Genomic DNA, 21975 nt, shown 5'->3' on the forward strand with positions numbered 1-21975 from the left:
GGAGCGCACGTGCTCGAACTCACCATGGCCGTCGTCACCGCGGCGGAGGAGGGTGCCACGGCCGGTATGCAGATGGCCGACGCGCCCAGTGACCCGGGCACCGTGCTGCGGGTGGGCCGGGACAAGTCCGTGTGCCGGCTCGCGACCCCCGACGACTGGCTGTTCGTCTCCCGGGTGCACCTGGAGTTCCTGTGCGGGCCCGAGGGCGTCTGGCAGGTGACCTGGCTCCAGGGCTCGCAGCCCGATCCCTCGTCCGAGGTGCAACTGGTGGCCGGGGCCTACGCGCAGCCGCTGGTCTACGGCGGCTCCGTGACGCTGCCCCGGGGCGGCAACGGGGAGATCGTCATCCGCGACCGCACCGCCCCGCGCAGCGTCAACGTCGGCTTCTACCACGAGGTTTGATCGTCGAGGGGTTACGGCAGGACGCGCGCCAGCGCGAAACCGTCGTAGCCCTTGCTGCCCACCGTCTGGATCGCCGTGGCACTCAACCTCGGGTGCTGTCCGATCAGTTCGAGCGCGGTGCGGGTGCCCCGGACGTCGGGGGCGGGGTTGTCGGGGTCGGCCACCCGGCCGCCCCGTACGACGTTGTCCACCACGATCAGGCTGCCCGGGCCGGTGAGCTTGAGGGCCCACTCCACGTAGTGCGGGTTGTTGGCCTTGTCGGCGTCGATGAAGACCAGGTCGAAGGGGGGCGGGTTCTCGTCGGCCAGCCGGGGGAGGGACTCCAGGGCGGGGCCGACGCGTACCTCGACGACCTTGTCGAGGCCCGCGCGGGCGAGGTTGCGGTTCGCGACCTCGGCGTTCTTCGGGCTGTACTCCAGTGAGACCAGGCGGCCGTCGGCGGGCAGTGCGCGGGCCAGCCAGATCGTGCTGTAGCCGCCGAGCGTGCCGAGCTCCAGGATCGTGCGGGCGCCCTGGATCTGGGCCAGGAGCTGGAGGAGCTTGCCCTGCGGCGCCGTGACGGCGATGGCCGGGAGACCGGCGGCCTCGCTGTCGCGCAAGGCCGCCCGGAGTGCTTCGTCCTCCGGGGCGAGGTGGGCGGTGAAGTAGTCGTCGACGTCGTCCCAGAACTGCGACTCGCTCATACACCTATGCCTTTCATATGCCTAGTTAGGTCAGCTAACTAGTTGCGCTAATGAATATAGGCGTGCTCCCGACTCCTGTCAGGGGAATTACCGCTGAGCCGGTGAGCCGGGCAGCGGGCGGCCCGCCGACTCCGTCATGAACCACACGGCCACACCGCCGACGACGGCCGCGGCCATCATGTAGTAGGCGGGCATCATCATGTTCCCGGTCGCGCCGATCAGCGCGGTCACCACCAGCGGGGTCGTGCCACCGAAGAGGGACACCGAGACGTTGAAGCCGACCGACAGGGAGCCGTAGCGCACCCGGGTCGGGAAGAGCGCCGGGAGGGCCGATGGCATCGCCGCCGTGAAGCACACCAGGAGCAGACCCAGCGCGCCCATGCCGAGCGCGATCGCGAACAGGCTGCCCTGGCGGATCAGCAGCAGGGCCGGGACGGACAGGAACAGGAAGCCCGCGCAGCCGGCGGCGATCACCGGGCGGCGGCCGATGCGGTCGCTCAGGGCGCCCGCGAAGGGCTGGACGACCATCATCAGCGCCATCACGGCGAGGACGACCAGCAGGCCGTGCGTCTCGTCGTACTTGAGCTCGCTGGTCAGGTAGCTGGGCATGTACGACAGCAGCATGTAGTCGGTGACGTTGAAGACCAGGACCAGGCCCACGCACAGCAGCAGGGCCTGCCACTGGCCGGTGATCATCTCGCGCAGCGGGACCTTCCGGCGGGCGGACTCGGCCTTCTCGGTCTCGGCCGTGAACGCCGGGGTCTCCTCCAGGCGCAGCCGCAGATAGAGGCCGATGACGCCCATCGGGCCCGCGATCAGGAACGGGATCCGCCAGCCCCAGGACACCAGGTCCTCGGTGGACAGCAGGGCCGTCATCAGCGTGACCAGGCCCGCGCCGGCGATGTAGCCGGCGAGCGTGCCGAACTCCAGCCAGCTGCCGAGGAAGCCGCGCTTCTTGTCGGGGGAGTACTCGGCGATGAAGGTGGACGCGCCCGCGTACTCGCCGCCGGTCGAGAAGCCCTGGACCAGGCGGGCGGCCAAGAGCAGCAGCGGGGCGCCGACGCCGATCGTAGCGTACGACGGGATCAGGCCGATGGCGAAGGTGCCGGCCGCCATCATGATCATGGTCACGGCGAGGACCTTCTGGCGGCCCACGCGGTCGCCCAGCGGGCCGAAGACCAGGCCGCCGAGGGGGCGGACCAGGAAGGCCGCCGCGAAGGCGCCGAACGTCGACAGGAGCTGGGCGGTCGGGTTGCCGGACGGGAAGAAGGCCTTGCCCAGGGTGACGGCGATGTAGCTGTAGACGCCGAAGTCGAACCACTCCATGGCGTTGCCCAGCGCGGCGGCCTTCACGGCACGTTTCACGAGGGCCGGGTCGACGGTCACGGCCTCGGAGGCGCCGGGGTCGTGAGGGGTGCGGGCGGGGTGAGAGAGGGCGGGGGCACTCGGCAAAACTTCGCTCGCCTGCCTTTCGACGGGGACAAGGGCAAAAAGCGACCATAGGTGGACTTGCCGGGCTTACGTGCCGCTCGGGTCCGGTCGCGGAGCGTACATAAACGTGCCGTATTGAGGTACCCCGTGCCTGGTCGGCAAGGCGCCTTCCCCGAGCGCATGTGATCCATCTCGCGTCCAGCTGCGCGCCGGCCGTCGGGGCGGACTATCGTCATTCGGACAAAACGAAGCGGACGTCAGGTGAAGCCGGGGTGGCCTGCGTCCTTCTTCACGGACGCATGGCACGAACGGGACGAGAGGCCGACGCGGCGTGGCGAATGCGGAGCACAGTGGGACCACCGAGGTCCAGGCGCGGATGCGTGCGGCCAGGCTCGCCCTGTGGCTGGTGGCGGCCGTCCTCGCCCTGCGCGAGGTGGCCGTGGTCCTGCGTACCCCCAGAGGCGAGCGGCTGACGGACCTGGAGACCTGGGTCGGCCCGGACGGTGTCCTGCATGTGAAGGGGTCGCTGTACGACTCGACGCAGTTCACCGGTACCCCGTTCGGGGGACTTGTCCTGAAGCCGCTCACCCGCGCCGCCGAACAGGCGCTCGGCTGGGGCTGGACCTTCGGCACCCTGCTCCTCGTCGTCGCCCTCGGTCTCGTCGCCGCCCGCGCGCTGCCCCAGCCGGTCGGCCGCCGCACCTCACTGCTCGCCGCGCCGGTCGCGATCAGCCTCCTGATGCTGTCGCTGCCCGTGCGCAACACGCTCTACCTCGGGCAGACCAGCATCATTCCGGTCCTGCTGGTCCTCGTCGCCTGCTTCGCCGTCCGGGGTGAGCGGGTCAGCGGTCTGCTCATCGGGCTCGCCGCCGCCCTCCAGCCCACGGTCCTGCTCTTCGCGGCCCTGCTCTGGTTCACCGGCCGCCGCCGGGGCGCCCTCACCGCGGCCGCGACCTTCGTCGCCGGTACCGCGCTCGCCTGGGCCGCGCTGCCGCACGACTCGTACACCTACTGGGTGCACCACATCGCGGGCACCGGCCTCGGCGGACCCGCCGACGACCTCGCCAACCAGTCCCTGCACGGCCTGCTGCTGCGCCTGGGCGTGGCCGGGCCGCTGGAGATCACCCTCTTCCTGGCGCTCGGCGCGGCCGTCGCCGCGCTGGGCGTACGCCGGGCCGTCCGCTACGCCCGCGACGGCCAGCTGCTGCTCGCCGTCGCGATCACCGGCTGCGCGGCGATCGCCGTCTCGCCGACCACCTGGCAGCACCAGCTGCTGTGGGTGCTGCTCGCGGTGGTCGGGCGGGTCGGCAAGCGGGCCTCCGACCGGTACGTGTGGCCGGTCGCCGTCGTCGTGGTGATGACCCTGCCGACGAAGATGCTGCTGCCGCACATCGCGACGCTGTACCCCCTGCGGGACAACATGGTGCTGCTGGCCGCACTCGCCGCCGCCACGGCGATCCCCTTCCTGTCGCGCACCTCGCCGTACTACCGGACACCGATCGCCACGCAGTACGCCCCTCGGGTGCCCGCCCGGTTCCGGCACGTACCGCTGCTGCCGTTCCTGCGACGGGTGCTGACGCGTCCGAACCTGCTCCTCGAACTCCTGCTGATCCGGGTCACGTACGCCGCCTACCAGCAGGTCAGACTCGCGGCGACCGGCGGCAGCAACTCCGCGGGGCGGGCCACCGCCGAGAAGCACGGGCAGCAGGTCCTCGATCTGGAGCGCCTGCTGCACATCGACATCGAGCACTGGGCCAACCACGCGGTCGTCAAGGTCGACTGGCTGCGGAACTTCTTCGACCACTACTACGAGTCCTTCCACTTCGTGGTCCCGCTGAGCGTGCTGGCCGTTCTGTACTGGCGGCGCCCGGTGGACTACCGGTGGGCCCGGGCCTCGCTCGGGTTCGCGACGCTGCTGGCCCTCGTCGGGTTCTGGCTCTATCCGCTCGCCCCGCCACGGCTGATGCCGGCGCTCGGGGTCATCGACACCGTGCACGGCGTGCAGGACTTCTCCAAGCCGGACTACGGGACCCTGACCGCGCTGACCAACCAGTACGCGGCGATGCCCTCGCTGCACTTCGGGTGGTCGCTGTGGTGCGGGGTCGTCATCGCGATCATCGCGCCCCGGTGGTGGATGAAGGGACTCGGACTGCTGCACCCGCTGTTCACCGTCTCGGCGATCGTGGCCACGGGGAACCACTGGGTGCTGGACGCGGTGGGTGGGGCGGCCGTTGTCGCCGGCGGGTTCGGGTTGTCGTATCTGTTCCAGGGGCCCCGGGCTCGGGTGGTGCGTGTGGCGGCGGAGGCCGATGAGGAGCGGGCGCTCGTGAAGCGGTGAGTCCCGCGCCCCCGAGGGGTGCTGCCGGATGACGGGTGACGGTTCGGCGCGGTGCAATGGGCTCGTGGAACCGGAGCTGGCCGAAGGGCGGGACGCCGGGCGTCCTGTCGATGCGCGCGCCCGGCCCGCGCGACGAGCATCGAAGCGTGTCCGACGACGTGACCACCCTCCGCGAACAGGTACGGACGGCCCGGCTGAGGCTCGCCGACTGTGCCGCGGAACTCGGGGTGCTGCTGCGGGTGAGCGGCGAGTACGCCGAGGCGGAGCGGATGTTGCGGCAGGCCGTGGCGATCTACGAGGCCGACCGCCGGACACGGACGGGGGCCGACCGCGGGACCGAGGAGTCGGCATGAACACCGGACAACAGCACGAGCACATCGAGACCGTGGTCGTCGGTGGCGGACAGGCGGGGCTCGCGACCGGGTACCACCTCGCACGCCGCGGGCGTCCCTTCGTGATCCTGGAGGCGGGCGAGCGGATCGGCGACTGCTGGCGGGAGCGGTGGGACTCGCTGCGGCTGTTCAGCCCCGCACGCTTCGACGGGCTGCCGGGACTGCCGTACCCCGGGGACGACTGGGCGTTCCCGACCCGGGACGAGTTCGCCGACTACCTCCAGGCGTACGCGGCCTGGGCGGAGCTGCCGGTGCGGACCGGGGTGCGGGTGCGGAGGCTGTCGTACGACGGGACACGGTATGTCGTCGAGACGGACGGGGCACCGACGTACACGGCAGACAACGTGGTGATCGCGGCCGGGTACGACCGGCTGCCCAAAGTGCCGGACTTCGCGGCCGAACTCGATCCGGGCGTACGGCAGTTGCCTGCCGTCTCCTACCGCGGTCCGGGTCAGCTGCACGACGGGCCGGTGCTGGTCGTCGGGGCCGGGAACTCGGGGGCGGACATCGCGCTGGAGCTGTCGGCCTCGCGGCGCGTCCTGCTGTCCGGACCGCATCCGGGGCAGATCCCCTGGCGGATCGAGCGGCGGGTGTCCCGGGCGCTGACACCGGTGCTGTTCTTCCTCTTCCGGCATGTGCTCACCGTACGGACGCCGATGGGGCGGAAGACGCGGCCCAGGGTGCTCGCGCACAGCGCGCCGCTGATCCGGGTCAAGTCGAGGGACCTGAAGGCGGCCGGGGTGGAGCGGGTGGCCCGTACGGCCGGAGTGCGCCACGGACGTGTGGAGTTGGCCGACGGCACCCGGCCCGAGGTGGCCAACGTGCTGTGGTGCACCGGGTTCCGGCCGGACGTCTCGTGGATCGACCTGGACGTGTTCGACGGGGACGGGGAGCCGGTGCAGCGGCGCGGGGTCGTCGAGGGGCGGCCGGGGCTGTATTTCGTGGGGCGGCTGTTCCAGTACGCGATGGCCTCGTCGATGATCCAGGGCGTGGGGCGCGACGCGGAGTTCGTCGTACGGCATCTGGCGGGGCGGACCGGCCGGGCTTCCGTGCCGGAACGGGCCGACAGCTCGCGGAAGCCGTCGGCCCGCAGCGCCGGAACAGGGGTCAGCCCAGCGTGACCTGCAGCTCCTTGACGCCGTTGATCCACGCCGAGCGCAGGCGGCGTGGGTCGCCGGTCGCGCGGAGGTCCGGCATGGCGTCGGCGATGGCGTTGAAGATCAGGTCGATCTCCAGGACCGCCAGGGACTTGCCGAGGCAGTAGTGCGGGCCTCCGCCGCCGAAGCCGAGGTGCGGGTTGGGATCGCGGGTGATGTCGAAGACGTCCGGGTTCTCGAAGACCTCTGGGTCGTGGTTGGCGGCGGCGTAGAAGATGCCCACCCGGTCGCCCTTCTTGATCTGCTTGCCGCCGAGTTCCGTGTCCTGGGTGGCGGTGCGCTGGAAGGCGTTGACCGGGGCGGCCCAGCGGACGATCTCCTCCGCCGCCGTCGAGGGGCGCACGGCCTTGTACAGCTCCCACTGGTCGGGATGGGTGAGGAAGGCGTGCATGCCGTGGGTGATGGCGTTGCGGGTCGTCTCGTTGCCCGCCACCGCCAGCATCAGCACGAAGAAGCCGAACTCGTCGGAGTTCAGGCTGCCTTCGTCCTCCGCCGACACCAGCCTCGTGACGATGTCCTGGGCCGGGCACTGCTTGCGGTCGGCCGCCATGTTCATCGCGTAGGCGATGAGCTCCATGGCCGACTCCTGGCCGACCTCCTCGGTGATCGCGTACTCCGGATCGTCGTACGAGATCATCTTGTTGGACCAGTCGAAGATCTTCGCCCGGTCGTCCTGCGGGATGCCGATGAGTTCGGCGATGGCCTGCAGGGGCAGTTCGCAGGCGACCTGGGTGACGAAGTCGAAGGAGCCGCCGGGCAGGGCGGTCGCGCGCTCGACGATCGCGTGGGCGCGGTTGCGCAGGCGTTCCTCCAGGGCGCGGATGGCCCGGGGAGTGAACACCCGTTGGACGATCCCGCGGACCCTGGTGTGCTCCGGCGGGTCCATGTTGAGCAGGATCAGCCGCTGCGCGTCGATCGCGTCGCGCTCGATGCGTTCGTTGAAGCGGATGATCGCCGTGTTGAGGTACGACGAGAAGATCTCCGGGTGGGTGGAGACGTACTTGACGTCCGCGTGCCGGGTGACCGCCCAGTACCCCTCGTCCTGGAAGCCGGCAACATTGCCCGGCTGGGGGATCCAGCGCACCGGTTCGGCCCGGCGCAGTTCGGCGAACTCCGGCAGCGGTACGCGGCTTTGCAGCAGGTCGGGGTCGGTGAAGTCGAACCCGTCGGGAAGCGCTGGACACGACATCGGCAACTCACTCCAGCCGTTCGACAACTTTCTGACGGCCCATCAGGAACAGAGCTGCCGTGAAGGTAGTAACGGGTTCTACAAGAGGCAAGGGGTGCAGAGGCCCCAATTGCCTGCAAGACCCTTGCGGTGGTGGCCGGACCGTCCGCAGACTGCAAGCACGCGCCAACTAGAACACGTACTAGTTCCATGGATCCGTTCGGAGGAGAGGACCCGCACCCATGGCCGCCGAACCCGTGATCGTCGAAGCCGTCCGTACCCCCATCGGCAGGCGCGGCGGCGCGCTCGCCAATCTGCATCCCGCATATCTGCTGGGCGAGACCTACCGAGAACTCCTCGGCCGCGCCGGCATCCCCGCCGACGCGGTGGAACAGATCGTCGGCGGCACGGTCACCCACGCCGGCGAGCAGTCCATGAACCCCGCGCGCACCGCCTGGCTGACCGTCGGGCTGCCGTACGAGACCGCGGCGACGACGGTCGACTGCCAGTGCGGCTCCTCGCAGCAGGCCTCCCACATGGTCGCCAACATGGTCGCGGCCGGGGTCATCGACGTCGGCATCAGCTGCGGTGTCGAGGCGATGTCCCGGGTGCCGCTGGGCTCGGGATCGAAGCACGGGCCGGGCAAGCCCTTCCCGGACGAGTGGAACGTCGACCTGCCCAACCAGTTCGAGGCGGCCGAACGGATCGCGCGGCGCCGGGGGTTGACCCGCGAGAACGTCGACTCGCTCGGCCTGATCTCCCAGGAGCGGGCGGCCGTCGCCTGGTCCGAGGAGCGTTTCAAGCGGGAGACGTTCGCCGTCCAGGTGCCGACCACCGAGGACGAACAGCGGGCCGGGCAGGGCATGTGGCGGCTCGTCGACCGGGACGAGGGGCTGCGCGACACGTCCATGGAGGCGCTGGCGGGCCTCAAGCCGGTCATGCCGACGGCGATCCACACGGCGGGCAACTCGTCCCAGATCAGCGACGGCGCCGCGGCGATCATGTGGGCGTCGAAGCGGATGGCGCGGGCGCTGAAGCTGAGGCCGCGGGCCCGGATCGTGGCACAGGCGCTGGTCGGCGCCGACCCGCACTTCCACCTCGACGGCCCCGTCGACGCGACCCGCGCGGTCCTCGGCAAGGCGGGCATGTCCCTCAAGGACATCGACCTCGTCGAGATCAACGAGGCGTTCGCCTCCGTGGTGTTGAGCTGGGCCCAGGTCTTCGAACAGGACCTGGAGAAGGTCAACGTCAACGGCGGCGCGATCGCGCTCGGGCACCCCGTGGGGGCCACCGGGGCCCGGCTCATCACGACGGCCCTGCATGAACTGGAGCGCACGGACAAGGAGTTCGCGCTGATCACGATGTGCGCGGGCGGGGCGCTGGCGACGGGGACGATCATCCAGCGGCTGTAGGCGTCCAGTCGAGGAGGGTGAGGGTCTCGCGGTGCCGCGTCTCAGTCGATGTGTCCGAGGCGCTCGACCCCCGCTCTCGCCTCCGCCGCGTACGCCGTGTCGCCGAATGCCGTGTACAGGTCGCGGGCCCGGACGAAGAGCTCGCGGGCCTCGGCGGGGTCACCGCAGTGTTCCAGGGCCGTGGCGAGGCCGAGGGAGGTGTGGGCGCGCAGACGGTCGATGCCGGCGTGGTCGAGGGGGGTGCCGACGGTCCGGAAGGTCTCCGCAGCCTCGGACCAGCGTTCCAGGGCCAGCAGATCCCGGGCCGTCTCGCAGCGCAGCAGCGCCTCGACGAACTCGTTCAGGCCGGGCACGTCCCCGGGCCGGGTGCCGAGCAGAGCCCGGTGCAGGGCCAGTGCCTCCTCGGCGTGGCCTGACTCGCGCAGGGCGGTGCCGAGGACGCGTTGGGAGACGGCCTTGCCGGTGGAGTCCCCGGTGGTGTCGAAGAGGTGGGTGGCCCGGGCGGCCGCCTCCGCCGCCTCCGCGGGCCGGCCCTGGCCCATGCAGGCCCCGCTGATGTACGACCACGCCCAGGCCTGCTGGTCCAGGTCACCGGTCTCCGAGGCCAACTCCAGTGCCTGGCGGGCGAGTTGCTCGGCCTCCTCGAACCGGCTCGCGCCGACCGAGTGGGCCCAGGCGAGGCAGTTGAGCTGGTGGGCCTCGGCCGCTCGGTCCCCGAGGGCGGCGGCGGACCGGGCGCCGTGGGAGAAGAGGGTCCGCCACTCGGGCCACAGGCACCAGCGGTCGGAGAACCAGTACAGGGTGCGCGAGGCGTGCAGGATCTCCTGGTGCCGGTCCGCCGCGAACATCAGGGGCAGGGCGCCCGCCCAGTTGGAGCGCTCGGCCGTGAGCCACTCCTCCGCCTCCTCGGCGGACCCGGGGGTGAAGGGGGCGGGTTCGCCCGGCCAGGGCTCCGGCGCGCCGGGTGCCTCGAACCGGCGGCCCGCGGCGGAGGCCGACCGCAACAGCCAGTCCGCCATGCGCCGCCGCACCTCCCGGGTCACCGACTCCGTTTCCTCGGCGCCGAGTTGCTCCCGCGCGAAGAGCCGTACGAGATCGTGCGGGGCGTACCGGCCGGGCGTGGACTCCTCCAGCAGGCCCCGGTCGACCAGCAGGTCGAGGGAGTCCTCGGTGGTGAGCGGGTCCTCGTCGGTCAGCACGGCGGCGAGGTCGGGGCCGGTGTCGTGGCCGGGGACGAGGGAGAGTCGGCGCAGCAACAGCCGGTGCGGCGAGGTGAGTTGGCCGTAGGAGAGGGTCAGGGCGCTGCGTACGGCGAGGTCGCCGGCGATCAGTCCGCTCAGCCTGCGTCCCTCGTCGGCGAGTTGGCCCACCAGGTGGGCCGGGGTCCAACTGGGGCGGCTGGAGAGACGGTTGCCGACGATCCGCAGGGCCAGGGGGAGGTGCCCGCACAGCTCGGTCAGCCGGGTGACCGACTCGGACTGCCCGTCGACGCGCGGGGTGCCCAGGATCCGCTCCAGGAGCGTCGCCGACTCGCCGCCGCTGAGCCCGCCGAGCCGGATTCGCCGTACCCCTTCCAGACCGGCCAGCGGACGCCTGCTGGTGACCAGCACCAGACTGCCTTCGGCGTCCGGCAACAGCGGTCTGGTCTGGGCCTCGTCGGCCGCGTCGTCGAGGACGACCAGGGCGCGGCGGCTGGCGAGCGTGGCCCGGTAGGCGGCCTCGCGGGCCGCGGGGTCGACCGGTATCCGATCCGGCGGGAGACCGAGCGCCGTCAGCAGGAGGACCAGAGCCTCGTCGGCCGGCAGCGGGGAGTCGCTCATGCCGTGCAGCTGGACGCAGACACAGCCGTCCGGGAAGGAGCCGGAAAGGCGGCGCAGCGCTTCCGCGGCGAGCGTGGTCTTGCCCTGTCCGCCCGGCCCGAAGAGCACCACGGCACGCGTACGGGTGCCGGTGCCCAGGGACTCCAGCTCAGCAAGCTCCTGCTCCCGGCCGGTGAAGTCCGGGACGGTCCGCAGGAGATACGGCGGTGTCGGCGCCCCGCCGCGTTCCCGGCCGGTGTCGGCCAGCCGCTGCAGGCGCTCGCGCTGCTCGTCGTCGAGCCCGAGGGCCGCGGCGAGGGCGTCGACGGTACGGCGCTGCGGCCCGCGGCTGCGACCGCGCTCCAGGTCACCGAGCGCGCGGACGCTGACTCCGGAGGCCTCGGAGAGCTCCTCCAGGGTCAGCCGGGCAGCCCGGCGCAGGGAGCGGAGGGTGCCGCCGAAGGGGGTCGCGGAGGGTGCAGTGTGCCTGGTCATCATGACAATTAGAACAGCGCTTCCTACTTCCGCCTGTGTTTCTGCCTGGCGCGAACCGGCCGCCACTGGTGAGCTGGACTCCCCGTCCAAGGAGGAAGAACCGACATGCCGTACATCACCGTTGGCGCGGAGAACAGCGCGCCGATCGAGCTCTACTACGAGGACCACGGCACCGGACAGCCCGTCGTGCTGATCCACGGCTACCCGCTCGACGGCCACTCCTGGGAGAAGCAGCTCCCCGCGCTGCTAGAGGCCGGCCACCGGGTCATCACCTACGACCGCCGCGGCTTCGGCCGCTCCTCGCAGCCCACCACCGGCTACGACTACGACACCTTCGCCGCCGACCTCGACAAGGTCCTCACCACCCTGGACCTGACCGACGCGGTCCTCGTCGGCTTCTCGATGGGCACCGGCGAGGTGGGCCGCTACCTGGGCACCTACGGCTCGGGCCGGGTCGCGAAGGCGGCCTTCCTGGCCTCCCTGGAGCCCTTCCTGCTGAAGACCGACGACAACCCGACGGGCGTGGACCAGTCGGTGTTCGACGGGATCCTGGAGGCCGTGACCAAGGACCGTTACGCCTACTTCGACGCCTTCTACCAGGACTTCTACAACCTGGACGAGACGCTCGGCAGCCGGATCAGCGAAGCGGCCGTCCGGGGCAGCTGGAACGTGGCGGCGGGTGCCTCGGCGCACGCCTCCGTGGCCTGCGTGCCGACCTGGATCACCGACTTCCGGGCCGACGTGGCGAAGATCGACGTACCGGCGCTGATCCTGCACGGCACCGGCGACCGCATCCTGCCGATCGACGCGACCGGCCGGCCCTTCCACGCGCTGCTGCCGTCCGCCGAGTACGTCGAGATCGAGGGCGCGCCGCACGGGCTGCTGTGGACCCACGCGGAGGAGGTCACCTCGGCGCTGCTGGCCTTCCTGGCCAAGTAGCTCCTGGCAGCTCCTGAAAAAGCGGTCACTCGCGCCCCGACGCGGTCACCGCGAGCAGGGCAACCAGCCCCGCCGCGATGGCCAGCGGAATCCCGAGGCCGTGGTGGAGCACCAGCCACGCGCCGATCCCGGCCCCGGCGACCATCGCGACCACGGACGCCGTGCGCCGGGGGGAGCGGGTGCCGGGGCCGCCGCCGGCCCGGGAGTCGGCTGCGAGGCCGGTCAGCGTCATGGTCAGCACGGTCGTCGTCAGGTCAGGGACGCCGAGCTTGCGGACCGTGGCGTTGCGCAGGCCCATGGCGAACGCCGTGACGGCGATGAGCGTGTAGGCGGTGGCCGTGGCGCCGGGCGCGGCGAAGGCGACCACGGCCGAGATCCCCAGAAGCACCGCCTCGGCGCCGAGCGTGAGGCGGGCCCAGGTGCGGCGGGAGCCGGAGCCGAGCCGTACGGCGACCCGGCCACCCGCGATCGCGCCCACCACGAAGGACACCAGCGAGGTCAGCGTGTGCTCCACCGAGAAGCCGGGGGCCCCGGCCGCGGCGAACCCGAGCACCACCACGTTGCCGGTCATGTTCGCGGTGAAGACGTGTTCGAGGCCGAGATAGCTGACGGCGTCGATCAGTCCGCTGACCACCGTCAGCCCCAGCAGCACGGCCACCAGGCGCAGCCCGCGCGCCTCGGGATCGCGGGCTGCCCGCGTGTCGGCGCCGCTCTGTTCGCTCATCGGGTCTCCGGACGGCCGGACGGTCGGGGTGCACCCAAGTCCACCACGGATGCGGGGGACTCTCGGATGTCGGGGGTGACCCGCGCGTCCGTAGCGTCGAGGACATGAGTGACGACACGCGCACATCTCATGGGCAGCGGGCGGGCCGGCGCACGCGGAGGGGACTCGCCGCAGCCGCGGCCCTGCTGCTCGCCGGGCTCGCCGCGGCCCCGGTGGCAGCAGCCGCCGGCGAGCGGACGCAGCAGACGCGACGCGGTGACCTGGTCGCCGTCACGCCGGTCGCCGACCGGGACGCCGGGCAGGTCAGGTCGTTCCTGAGCGGGTGGGACGTCGACGCCGACGGGGTGCGGTACGGCTTACGGGCGTACCGGCTGACGTACCGGACCGTCGACCCGTACGGCGAACCCACCACCGCGACCGGGCTGCTGACGCTTCCCAAGGGCGGCGGCCACTGCCTCGACCTGGTCTCCGACACCCACGGCACGATGGTGGACCGCGACTACGCGCCCTCGGTGAGCGAGGACTTCGGGCGGGTGCCGTCGTACGTCAACGCGGCCGCGGGCCGCGCGGTCGCCGCCCCCGACTACCTCGGTCTCGGCAAGGGGCCGGGTCCGCATCCGTACATGGACACCGCCTCGTCGGTGACCGCCTCCGTCGACATGCTGCGCGCGGCGCGGACGGCGGCGGAACGGCTCGGCCGCCCGCCGACCGGCGCGGTGTACGCGACGGGCTTCTCGCAGGGCGGCCAGGTCGCCATGGCGCTCGGGAAGGCTCTTCAGGCGGGCGCCGACCGGCACTTCCGGCTGGTGGCCCTCGCACCGGTCAGCGGCCCGTACGACCTGGAGGGCCAGGAGATGCCCGCGCTGTTCGACGGCCGGGTCAACGACACCAGCGGGGTCCTCTACATCGCGTACTGGCTGGTCGCGCAGAACCGCCTGCACCCCCTCTACAAGGACCCGTCCGAGGCCTTCCGCGCGCCGTACGCGAGCCGGGTGGAGAGCCTGCTCGACGGGAGCCACGAGCAGGAGGACGTCGTCAGGGGACTCGCGCCCTCGGTGAAACAGCTGCTCACGCCCGCCTTCCACGAGCGGCTGCGGCACCCGTCCGGCGCCGTGCTGGACGCCATGCGGAGCGCCGACCACACCTGCGGCTGGAAGCCGGAGGTGCCGGTGCGGCTGTACGCAGCCGCCGGGGACACCGACGTGCCCCTCGCCAACACCCGGACATGCGCCCGCACCCTCGCAGGTCAGGGAGCGAGGGTGCGGGTGGTCGATCAGGGGGCCGTGGACCACTTCGGATCGGTCCTGGTGTCGGCCTCCCAGGTGGTGCGGTTCTTCGACGGCGTACGGCCGTGACCGCGCGGCGGCTCAGTACCAGCCGTTGGCCTGCCAGAAGGCCCAGGCGGCGGTCGGGCTGCCGTAGCGGGAGTTCATGTAGTCCAGGCCCCACTTGATCTGGGTCTTGGCGTTGGTCTTCCAGTCGGAGCCGGCGGAGGCCATCTTGGAGCCCGGCAGGGCCTGGACCAGGCCGTAGGCGCCGGAGGAGGAGTTGGTGGCGTTGACGTCCCAGCCGCTCTCGTGCTCGACGATCCTGCTGAACGCGTTGTACTGCGCGGCGTTCGGGATCATCTTGTGCGCGATGGCCTTGGCCTGGACGGAGGAGTTGGTCGTGGCCGCCTGGGCCGGCGCCGCGGTCAGGACCAGGCCGGCGGTGGCGGCGGCCATCGCGACGGTGGTGATGGCCTTCTTCGGGGAAGCGATGCGGCGGGCGAAGCGGGAGACGGACACGAGGAACCTTTTCTTCGGGGACGGTGGTGTCGCTCGCTGCCCCGGGGAACATGCGTCGGCGCCGAGGCCCGTGGGCTTGTCGGCGCCGTGCGACGTCGTCCACAGAAACAGGCTCGGACGGCGTCCGCAATGACCCCTTTTACTAGTTGTGGTCGAATCGCCGGGAAAGACCACCCCTGTGATCCGGCTCTCAAAGCGCAGGTCAGAGGGGGTGCGCGATGGGTGTTATGTCGGAAATGTTCCTACTGTTCCCCTTAGTAGGTGAGCTGGGTCATGTGGGGCGCTTCACCGCTCGGGCGCCTCGAATGTGACCTGGGCCTCGAAGGCCGCGCGGCGGGTGGCCCGGCGCAGCGCCCTGAGGAGGGCCGGACCGAGGGTGAGCGTCAGGACGACGGTCACCACGGCCCGCCCGAGGTCCCAGCCGACGGACGTGGCCAGGCAGTACGCGACGAAACGGGCCAGGTTGGCGGGGACACCGGCGTGCGGGTCGAAGGCGATATCCGAGGCGAGGGCGCCCAGGAAGGGCCAGCCGGCCATGTTCATGGCGGTGCCGTAGGCGAAGGCGGCGAGGAAGCCGTAGGCGGCCAGAAGCCGGACCTCCGTACGGCCCCGCGCACGGACGGGCACCGGCAGCAGGCCCGCGCCCATCGTGAACCAGCCCATCGCCAGCATCTGGAACGGCATCCACGGTCCCACCCCGCCCGTGAGCAGGGCGGACGCGAACATCGTGACGTTGCCGAGCGCGAAGCCGAAGCCCGGGCCGAGGACGCGGCCGCTGAGCACCATCAGGAAGAACATCGGCTCGATGCCCGCGGTGCCCGCGCCGATCGGCCGGAGCGCGGCGCCGGTCGCGGCGAGCACGCCGAGCATCGCCACCGCCTTGGGGCCCAGCCCCGACTCCGCGAGTGCCGCGGCGACCACCGCGACGAGGAGGACCAGCAGCCCGGCGAAGAGCCAGGGGGCGTCCTGGGCGTGGGCGCCGACCTGGGAGGTGGGCGGGGCGAGGAAGGGCCAGCCGAAGGCGGCGACACCCACGGCGCTGACCAGGGCGAGGGTGAGGACGGAGCGGGGGCCGAGGTGGACGGCTCGGGTCCTGACGGGAGTCCGGGTCACGACGGGGTCGCGGGTCGTGACGGGGTCCCGGGTCATGACAGGGCCTTCCGCACCTCGGCGACGGTGAGCCAGCGCTGTGGGGCGAGGATCTTGCTGACCTGCGGGGCGAAGGAGGGGGAGGACGTGATGACGTCCGTCGCCGGGCCGTCGGCGATCACCTCGCCCTCGGCCAGCAGGATCACCCGGTGGGCGAGCTCGGCGGCGAGTTCCACGTCATGGGTGGCCAGCATGATCGCGTGACCCTCGGCGGCGAGTTCTCCGAGCAGGCGGACGAGACGGGCCTTCGCCGCGTAGTCCAGTCCGCGGGTCGGCTCGTCGAGGAGCAGCAGCGGCGGCCGGGCGGTCAGGACCACGGCGAGGGCGAGCGCGAGGCGCTGGCCTTCGGACAGGTCGCGGGGGTGGGTGTCGTCGGTCACGCCCGGGAGCAGGCCGGTGACGAGAGCGCGGCAGGTGCCGGGGGCCGCGTGGGCGTCGGTGTCGGCGGCGTGGCACTCGGCGGCGACCGTGTCGGCGTAGAGGAGGTCGCGGGGTTCCTGGGGCACGAGGCCGACTCGGCGGACGAGGTCCCGGGGCGGGGTGCGGTGAGGTGGGGCGCCGCCTACCTGGACTGTGCCGGTGCTCGGTGCCACGAGCCCTACCAGGGTGTTGAGGAGGGTGGACTTTCCGGCGCCGTTGCGGCCCATGAGGGCGATGGTCTCGCCGGGGCGGATGGTGAGGGCGATGCTGGTCAGGGCCTGGATCTGGGCTCGGCGGACGGAGAGGGCGGTGACGTCGGCGAGGTTTGGTGCGGGTGGGGTGGGTCGCGTGCGGAACGCCCGCCTTCGGCGGGGCGTTCCGGGGTTCCCACCCGCACCACCCGTTTCGCTTTCGTGGTCGGGTGCGGGTGGCCCCTGTGGGGCGGTCCCGCCGTCGGCGGCCGCGGGTGCGTTGCCTGTCGGTACCCGTCCGGCCAGCCGCTCCCTCAGGTCCCCCGCCCTGCGCCGTGCGTCCCGCACCGTCAGCGGCAGCGGCGCCCAGCCCGCCAGTCGCCCCAGGTCCACCACCGGGGGGTACACCGGGGACACGGCCATCATCTCGGCCGGGGTGCCCACCCGCAGGGGTGCGCCCGGGGCCGGCAGGAGGGCCACCTGGTCGGCGTACTGGATGACGCGTTCCAGGCGGTGTTCGGCCATGAGGACCGTGGTGCCCAGGTCGTGGACCAGACGCTGGAGGACGGCCAGGACCTCCTCCGCCGCCGCGGGGTCCAGGGCCGAGGTCGGTTCGTCCAGGACCAGCACGTCGGGGTGCGGGGTGAGGACCGAGCCGATCGCCACGCGCTGCTGCTGGCCGCCGGAGAGGGTGGCCAGCGGGCGGTCGCGCAGCGGAGCCAGGCCAAGCAGGTCCAGGGTCTCCTCCACCCGGCGGCGCATCACCGTCGGCGGCAGGCCCAACGACTCCATTCCGTAGGCGAGTTCGTCCTCCACGGTGTCCGTCACGAAGTGGGACAGCGGGTCCTGGCCCACCGTGCCGACCACGTCGGCCAGTTCGCGCGGCTTGTGGGTGCGGGTGTCGCGGCCGGCCACCGTGACCCGGCCGCGCAGGGTGCCGCCGGTGAAGTGCGGGACGAGGCCGCCGACCGCGCCGAGGACCGTGGACTTGCCGACCCCCGAGGGGCCCACGAGCAGGACGAGTTCACCCTCGGGCACCTGGAAGTCGATGCCCTGGACGGTGGGTTCGGACGCGCCGTCGTAGATCACGGAGACATCCTCGAAGCGGATCACGACGACGGCTCCTTGGGGGCGGGGGCGAGGAAGGCCGGCAGCAGGCCCACGAGGACCGCCGCGGCCGGCCACAGGGGGAGGACGGGGGCGACGAGCGGCACCACGCCGGGGTGCAGGGCGACCGGATCGGCGACGCTCGCGAGGAACATCACCGCCGCCACGGCCGCGCCGGAACCGGCGACCAGGAGGGACCGGGCCGTCCAGCGGTCAGGGCGGTAACGGGTGCGCGGGGTGCGGCGGCCGCCCAGACGCAGACCCGCGAGGGCGGCGGCGAGCCCGGCGAGGAGCACGGGGACGCCGTACGTGCCGCCCTCCGCGGTGAGGAGTCCGTACGTTCCCGCGCAGACGCCGAGCAGGCCGCCGAGGGTGAGCGCGGTGGTCGTACGGCGGACTCGGGGCGGGACCTCGGCGGTACGGCCGTAACCGCGGGCGTCCATGGCAGCGGCCAGGGCGACCGAGCGTTCCAACGCGCCCTCCAGGACCGGGAGTCCGACCTGGAGGAGACCGCGGACGCCGGTGTCCGGGCGGCCTCGGAGGCGGCGGGCGGCGCGCAGGCGTTGCACGTCGGCGATGAGATGGGGGGCGAAGGTGAGGGCCACCACCACGGCCACGCCGAGTTCGTACAGGGCGCCGGGCAGGGACTTGAGGAGCCGGTGGGGGTTGGCGAGGGCGTTCGCCGCGCCGACGCAGACGAGGAGGGTGGCCAGTTTCAGGCCGTCGTAGAGCGCGAAGACCAGGGCCTCCGCCGTGAGCCTGCCACCCAGGCGGATGCCCTGGAACCAGTCGGGCAGGGGGATTTCGGGGAGGGTGACGAGCACATGGGTGCCGGGGATGGGGGAGCCGAGGACGACCGCGAAGAGGAGGCGGACGAGGAGCACGGCGAGGGCGAGCCTGAGGAACGCGGTGTAGGAGCGGGACCAGGGGGTCGGGCGGCGGCAGGTCGCCACCACGTAGGCGGAGACGACGACGAGGAGGGCGAGGAGGAGGGGGTTGGTGGTGCGGGTGGCCGCGATCCCGAGGGAGAGGGCCCAGAGCCACCAGGCGCCGGGGTGCAGGGACTCGGACCGGACGGAGGAGCTACGGGGCATTCCTGCGCCGCCTCGTCTGCCATGCCGCTGCCGCCCCCAGTACGACGATCGCCGCCAGACCCGCGAACAGGCCCACGGACGGACCGGAGTCCGACGCGCTCTTCTTCGCAGCGGTCCCCTTCTCGCCGTTCTCCGCGTGCTCCGCGACCGGCTCCCCGCACCCCGTCTCCGGATACCCCGAGACCGCGCACAACAGGGCGTTCGTGCCGTACCGGAGGGGTTCGGCGACCGATGCCAGCGCCTCCGCCGTGGTCGCGTCCCGGGGGACCGACGCGCACTCCGTGCGGCCCGCCGGGGGTGTCTCGCCGGACGGGGCGTCCGCGGCCGTACCGAAGTCGAGGACCAGGGCCACTCGTTTACGGCCTTCCCGGGCGGGCGTGTCCGCACAGATCCCCGTGAACGACGCCGACCCGCGGGGCTTCGTCGCGTCCGACGAGTCCTCGCTCACCGCGAAGCGGAAGCCCTGGACGTCTCCGTCGGAGGGGACCGCGGTCGAGGGGCCCTGGGTGGCATAGGTCCAGGTCGTGCCGGTGCGGTCCCAGAAGGACCAGTAGCGGTACCCGGTGGCGTGGGCCGGGCTCACGGTGGCCAGCAGGAGGCCCGCCACGAGGGAGAGGAGGGCCGCCCGTCGGGTCACGGCCGCTTCCTCTTGTTGCGGCTGCTGAGCAGGAAGCCGATGCCCGCGCCGGCCGCGAGACCCGCGCCGATCATCCACCACACGGAGCTGTCGGAGTCGTCCTGGGACGCGGTGACCGGCGCCGGTCCCGTCGCGGTGAGCTCCTTCACCAGGTCCGTGCCGCCGAAGTCGCCCGGGTCGGCGCCACTCGCCTCGGCGGCGAGGATCAGCTGGGCGTACGCCGCCGGGCCGCTCTGCGCGGCCCACTTCGCGGAGTTGCGCTCCAGCCACGCCAGCGGCCCCCGCGCGGCCTCGGGACCGCCCTGCGCGGCGAGGGCTACGGCCGCGTCCGCCGTGTTGCCGTAGTCGGGCTGGTCCTCGGCGCCGGGGAGGGCGGACTTCAGGAAGCCGTCCTTCGCGACCGCCTCGGCGAGGAAGGAGGCTCCGTTGGCCGCGGCCCGCGCAGGGGTGAGGGACGAGGCGTCGGCGCAGGTGGTCTCCCTGCCGGTGTCGGCCCTCGCCGTCACGAAGTTCGTCCCGCGCGCGGCGACGACCGCCGCCGCCGTCGCGTCCGCGTTGGCCCTGAGCTTGCCCTTCTTGTCCGGCTGGTAGGCGAAGGCGCCCCCGTCGGCACAGGGCAGGGACAGCTTCAGCAGGGCGTCGTAGGGCGACTTCCCGCCGTTGCGGATCGTCGAGACGCGGGTGTGCTGGGTGATGAGCGCGCCGATCACCACCGACGTCGAGTTGGCGTCGCTGGCCCCGCCGGGGGCGAAGCCCCAGCCGCCGTCCTTGTTCTGGACGGACTTCAGCCAGGCCACCGCCTTCGTGACCGCGCCGCCGTGCCCGCCGACCACGGACAGGGCCTGGGCCGCCACGGCCGTGCTGTTGGTGTCGACCATCAGCTTGGCGTCGCAGGCCTTGGCCGGGTTCGCGCGGAACGCCGGGAACGCACCGCTCGGACACTGCTGCCCGGCGAGCCAGTCGACGGCCTCGGCGGCGGGCTCCGCGTGCGCCCGGTACAGGGCGATCAGTGCGAGCGACTGCCGCCATACCCCGTCGTACGTGGGGTCGCTGCTGCCGTACAGCCCCGAGGGCAGGGAGGGCGACGGGGACGGCGAGGCGGCGACGGCGGGCGTGGCCGTGCCGATCACGACGGTGGCGGCCAGGACCGCGGCGCTGCGGCGGACGTTCATGATCGGCGGATGCCCTTCTCCCTGCGGAGAGCCGGGCAGCACGGGAGGACCCCGGGCGGCTCGGCTCCGTATACCTGGACGATGCCGCACACCGGCCGGTTGCCGATGCGCGCGAGCCGGTCACGAACCGTACGGGGCAGTCCGGCTCGCCGCCCCGGGGGCGGCTTACGGTGGGGGCACCTCCCAGGCCCTTGAGGCACTGGGGGAGGGTCAGCGCCGGAATTGCACCGGCTTTCCCCCGTACGGGTGTGATACGACCTGGCTACTGTACTCGTCCGTAGGGAAGCGGTTGAGAGCCGCCTGTGCGCTCAGACCGCCACGTACGTCACCGGATCGCTCCCCGTCACCGCCTCCGCGTGCCCCAGCTTCACCAGCCGCCGCAGATGCGCCTCGGCCTCCGAGACCGCGATGTTCCGTGATCCGTAGGGGATCTGCTCCCAGGGCCGGTTCCACTCCATGCGCACGGCGAGCTGCCAGGGGGTGAGGGGCTCGGCGAGGAGGGAGCGCAGGTCGGTGAGGCGTTCCTCGTGGTGGGCGAGCAACTCCCGCACCCGGGCGCCAGCGTCGGTGAAGACGTGCTGGTGGGCGGGGAGGACCTCGGCGGGGGCGAGCCGGCCGACGCGTTCCAGGGAGTCGAGGTAGTCGCCGAGGGGGTCGGTCACGGTGGCGTCGTCGGGGTCCTCGTACAGGCCGATGTGCGGGGTGATCTCGGGGAGCAGGTGATCGCCGGAGAACAGCCGTCCGTGGCCCGGGAGTCGGGCCGGATGCTCCTCCTCCAGGTGCAGGCAGACATGGCCGGGCGTGTGTCCCGGGGTCCAGATCGCGCGGAGCCGGCGGCCCGGGAGGTCGAGGAGTTCGCCTGGGACGATCTCGCGGTCGGGCAACGCGGGGGAGAAGCCCGGGAGTTCACGGCGGCGCGCGGTGCGCAGGGGCGCCACGTGTTCCTCGGGGGCGCCCGCGGCCTCCAGCTTGGCCGTCATGTAGGTGAACCAGCGCTCGGCCCGGGTCTCCCGTGTGCGCCGCACGATCGCGGAGTCCGCCGCGTGCATCGCGATCCAGGCCCCGGAGGCCTCCCGCACCTTGCCGGAGAGGCCGTGGTGGTCGGGGTGGTGGTGGGTGACGACCACGCCGTGGATCTCGCCGACGTCGGTCCCGCACGCGGTCAGCCCCTCGGCGAGGGTGTCCCAGGAGTCCGGATCGTCCCAGCCGGTGTCGACCAGCACCGGCCCCCGGTCGGTGTCGACGACGTACACGAGCGTGTGGCCGAGGGGGTTGTCGGGGATGGGCACCTGGACGGACCGGACGCCACCGCCGTGGTCGTGCACCTGCGCCATGAGTTCCCCAATCACCGCGTTCCCAGCACTATAACTAGAACGAGTTTCGACGGTAGCCCGAGGTCACCAACAGCCGTGATGTGCGGCCCGTGGACTCCTCCGAGTGGAACTGGTATCAGTTCCGTATCTGATGGTTCGTCAGCA

The 21975-nt window shown here is 72.2% G+C and carries 19 protein-coding genes; 7 read left to right on the top strand and 12 right to left on the bottom strand.

Going from position 1 to position 21975, the window contains the following annotated elements; translation table 11 throughout:
* Positions 1–9: 9 nt before the first annotated feature.
* A complete protein-coding gene (locus RKD20_RS30960; RefSeq protein WP_020116060.1) occupies positions 10–402 on the top strand; it encodes a hypothetical protein in 393 nt (130 codons plus the stop codon).
* 11 nt (positions 403–413) lie between these two features.
* Here RKD20_RS30960 and RKD20_RS30965 read toward each other — a convergent pair whose 3' ends face one another.
* Entirely contained in the window at positions 414–1085 is a 672-nt protein-coding gene (locus tag RKD20_RS30965) for an O-methyltransferase (RefSeq protein WP_424880571.1), read from the bottom strand.
* A gap of 87 nt (positions 1086–1172) precedes the next feature.
* Positions 1173–2537, bottom strand: coding sequence for a glycine betaine/L-proline transporter ProP (proP, locus tag RKD20_RS30970; RefSeq protein WP_424880572.1), 1365 nt, complete (start codon positions 2535–2537; stop codon positions 1173–1175).
* A gap of 310 nt (positions 2538–2847) precedes the next feature.
* Here proP and RKD20_RS30975 point away from each other — a divergent pair, with 310 nt between their 5' ends.
* The 3 genes from RKD20_RS30975 (at position 2848) to RKD20_RS30985 (ending at position 6367) form a co-directional block, all read left to right on the top strand.
* Positions 2848–4854 (top strand): bifunctional glycosyltransferase 87/phosphatase PAP2 family protein, encoded by a 2007-nt coding sequence (locus tag RKD20_RS30975; RefSeq protein WP_424880573.1) that lies wholly within the window; start codon positions 2848–2850, stop codon positions 4852–4854.
* Between the two features lie 146 nt (positions 4855–5000).
* Positions 5001–5207: a tetratricopeptide repeat protein gene (locus tag RKD20_RS30980; RefSeq protein ID WP_424880574.1), complete on the top strand. Its 207-nt coding sequence runs from the start codon at positions 5001–5003 to the stop codon at positions 5205–5207.
* Positions 5204–6367 (top strand): flavin-containing monooxygenase, encoded by a 1164-nt coding sequence (locus RKD20_RS30985; RefSeq protein WP_424880575.1) that lies wholly within the window; start codon positions 5204–5206, stop codon positions 6365–6367. Before RKD20_RS30980 ends, RKD20_RS30985 begins: the two co-directional genes overlap by 4 nt.
* On the opposite strand, the gene RKD20_RS30990 is transcribed toward RKD20_RS30985, so the two are convergent.
* On the bottom strand, positions 6354–7592 hold the full coding sequence (locus tag RKD20_RS30990; RefSeq protein ID WP_424880576.1) for a cytochrome P450: 1239 nt from the start codon (positions 7590–7592) through the stop codon (positions 6354–6356). The genes RKD20_RS30985 and RKD20_RS30990 overlap by 14 nt on opposite strands.
* 221 nt (positions 7593–7813) lie before the next feature.
* Here RKD20_RS30990 and RKD20_RS30995 point away from each other — a divergent pair, with 221 nt between their 5' ends.
* Positions 7814–8983: a steroid 3-ketoacyl-CoA thiolase gene (locus RKD20_RS30995; RefSeq protein ID WP_355737633.1), complete on the top strand. Its 1170-nt coding sequence runs from the start codon at positions 7814–7816 to the stop codon at positions 8981–8983.
* 41 nt (positions 8984–9024) lie between these two features.
* Here RKD20_RS30995 and RKD20_RS31000 read toward each other — a convergent pair whose 3' ends face one another.
* Positions 9025–11277 carry a helix-turn-helix domain-containing protein gene (locus tag RKD20_RS31000; protein ID WP_424880577.1) on the bottom strand — a complete coding sequence of 751 codons (2253 nt, stop codon included), beginning with the start codon at positions 11275–11277 and terminating at the stop codon, positions 9025–9027.
* 105 nt (positions 11278–11382) lie between these two features.
* Here RKD20_RS31000 and RKD20_RS31005 point away from each other — a divergent pair, with 105 nt between their 5' ends.
* Entirely contained in the window at positions 11383–12216 is an 834-nt protein-coding gene (locus RKD20_RS31005) for an alpha/beta fold hydrolase (RefSeq protein ID WP_007381675.1), read from the top strand.
* Between the two features lie 25 nt (positions 12217–12241).
* Here the strand turns inward: RKD20_RS31005 and RKD20_RS31010 are convergent, their stop codons facing one another.
* Entirely contained in the window at positions 12242–12940 is a 699-nt protein-coding gene (locus RKD20_RS31010) for a YoaK family protein (RefSeq protein WP_424880578.1), read from the bottom strand.
* Positions 12941–13044: 104 nt separating this feature from the next.
* Between RKD20_RS31010 and RKD20_RS31015 the strand changes: the two genes are divergently transcribed.
* Positions 13045–14295, top strand: coding sequence for an alpha/beta hydrolase (locus RKD20_RS31015; protein ID WP_424880579.1), 1251 nt, complete (start codon positions 13045–13047; stop codon positions 14293–14295).
* 12 nt (positions 14296–14307) lie between these two features.
* Here the strand turns inward: RKD20_RS31015 and RKD20_RS31020 are convergent, their stop codons facing one another.
* From RKD20_RS31020 to RKD20_RS31050, 7 genes are all read right to left on the bottom strand, one after another.
* Positions 14308–14727, bottom strand: coding sequence for a transglycosylase SLT domain-containing protein (locus RKD20_RS31020; protein ID WP_424880580.1), 420 nt, complete (start codon positions 14725–14727; stop codon positions 14308–14310).
* Between the two features lie 285 nt (positions 14728–15012).
* Positions 15013–15876, bottom strand: coding sequence for an ECF transporter S component (locus RKD20_RS31025; protein ID WP_424880581.1), 864 nt, complete (start codon positions 15874–15876; stop codon positions 15013–15015).
* Positions 15873–17600: an ABC transporter ATP-binding protein gene (locus RKD20_RS31030; RefSeq protein WP_424880582.1), complete on the bottom strand. Its 1728-nt coding sequence runs from the start codon at positions 17598–17600 to the stop codon at positions 15873–15875. The genes RKD20_RS31025 and RKD20_RS31030 overlap by 4 nt, the downstream gene beginning before the upstream one ends.
* Positions 17597–18688 carry an energy-coupling factor transporter transmembrane component T gene (locus RKD20_RS31035; RefSeq protein ID WP_424880583.1) on the bottom strand — a complete coding sequence of 364 codons (1092 nt, stop codon included), beginning with the start codon at positions 18686–18688 and terminating at the stop codon, positions 17597–17599. Before RKD20_RS31035 ends, RKD20_RS31030 begins: the two co-directional genes overlap by 4 nt.
* Entirely contained in the window at positions 18678–19325 is a 648-nt protein-coding gene (locus RKD20_RS31040) for an SCO2322 family protein (RefSeq protein ID WP_424880584.1), read from the bottom strand. Before RKD20_RS31040 ends, RKD20_RS31035 begins: the two co-directional genes overlap by 11 nt.
* Positions 19322–20497: a prenyltransferase/squalene oxidase repeat-containing protein gene (locus RKD20_RS31045; protein WP_424880585.1), complete on the bottom strand. Its 1176-nt coding sequence runs from the start codon at positions 20495–20497 to the stop codon at positions 19322–19324. The genes RKD20_RS31040 and RKD20_RS31045 overlap by 4 nt, the downstream gene beginning before the upstream one ends.
* 308 nt (positions 20498–20805) lie before the next feature.
* A complete protein-coding gene (locus RKD20_RS31050) occupies positions 20806–21831 on the bottom strand; it encodes an MBL fold metallo-hydrolase (protein WP_424880586.1) in 1026 nt (341 codons plus the stop codon).
* Positions 21832–21975 lie beyond the last annotated feature (144 nt).

Origin of the sequence: Streptomyces sp. SLBN-8D4, from assembly GCF_049739545.1 — a bacterium.
Taxonomy (GTDB): domain Bacteria; phylum Actinomycetota; class Actinomycetes; order Streptomycetales; family Streptomycetaceae; genus Streptomyces; species Streptomyces canus_C.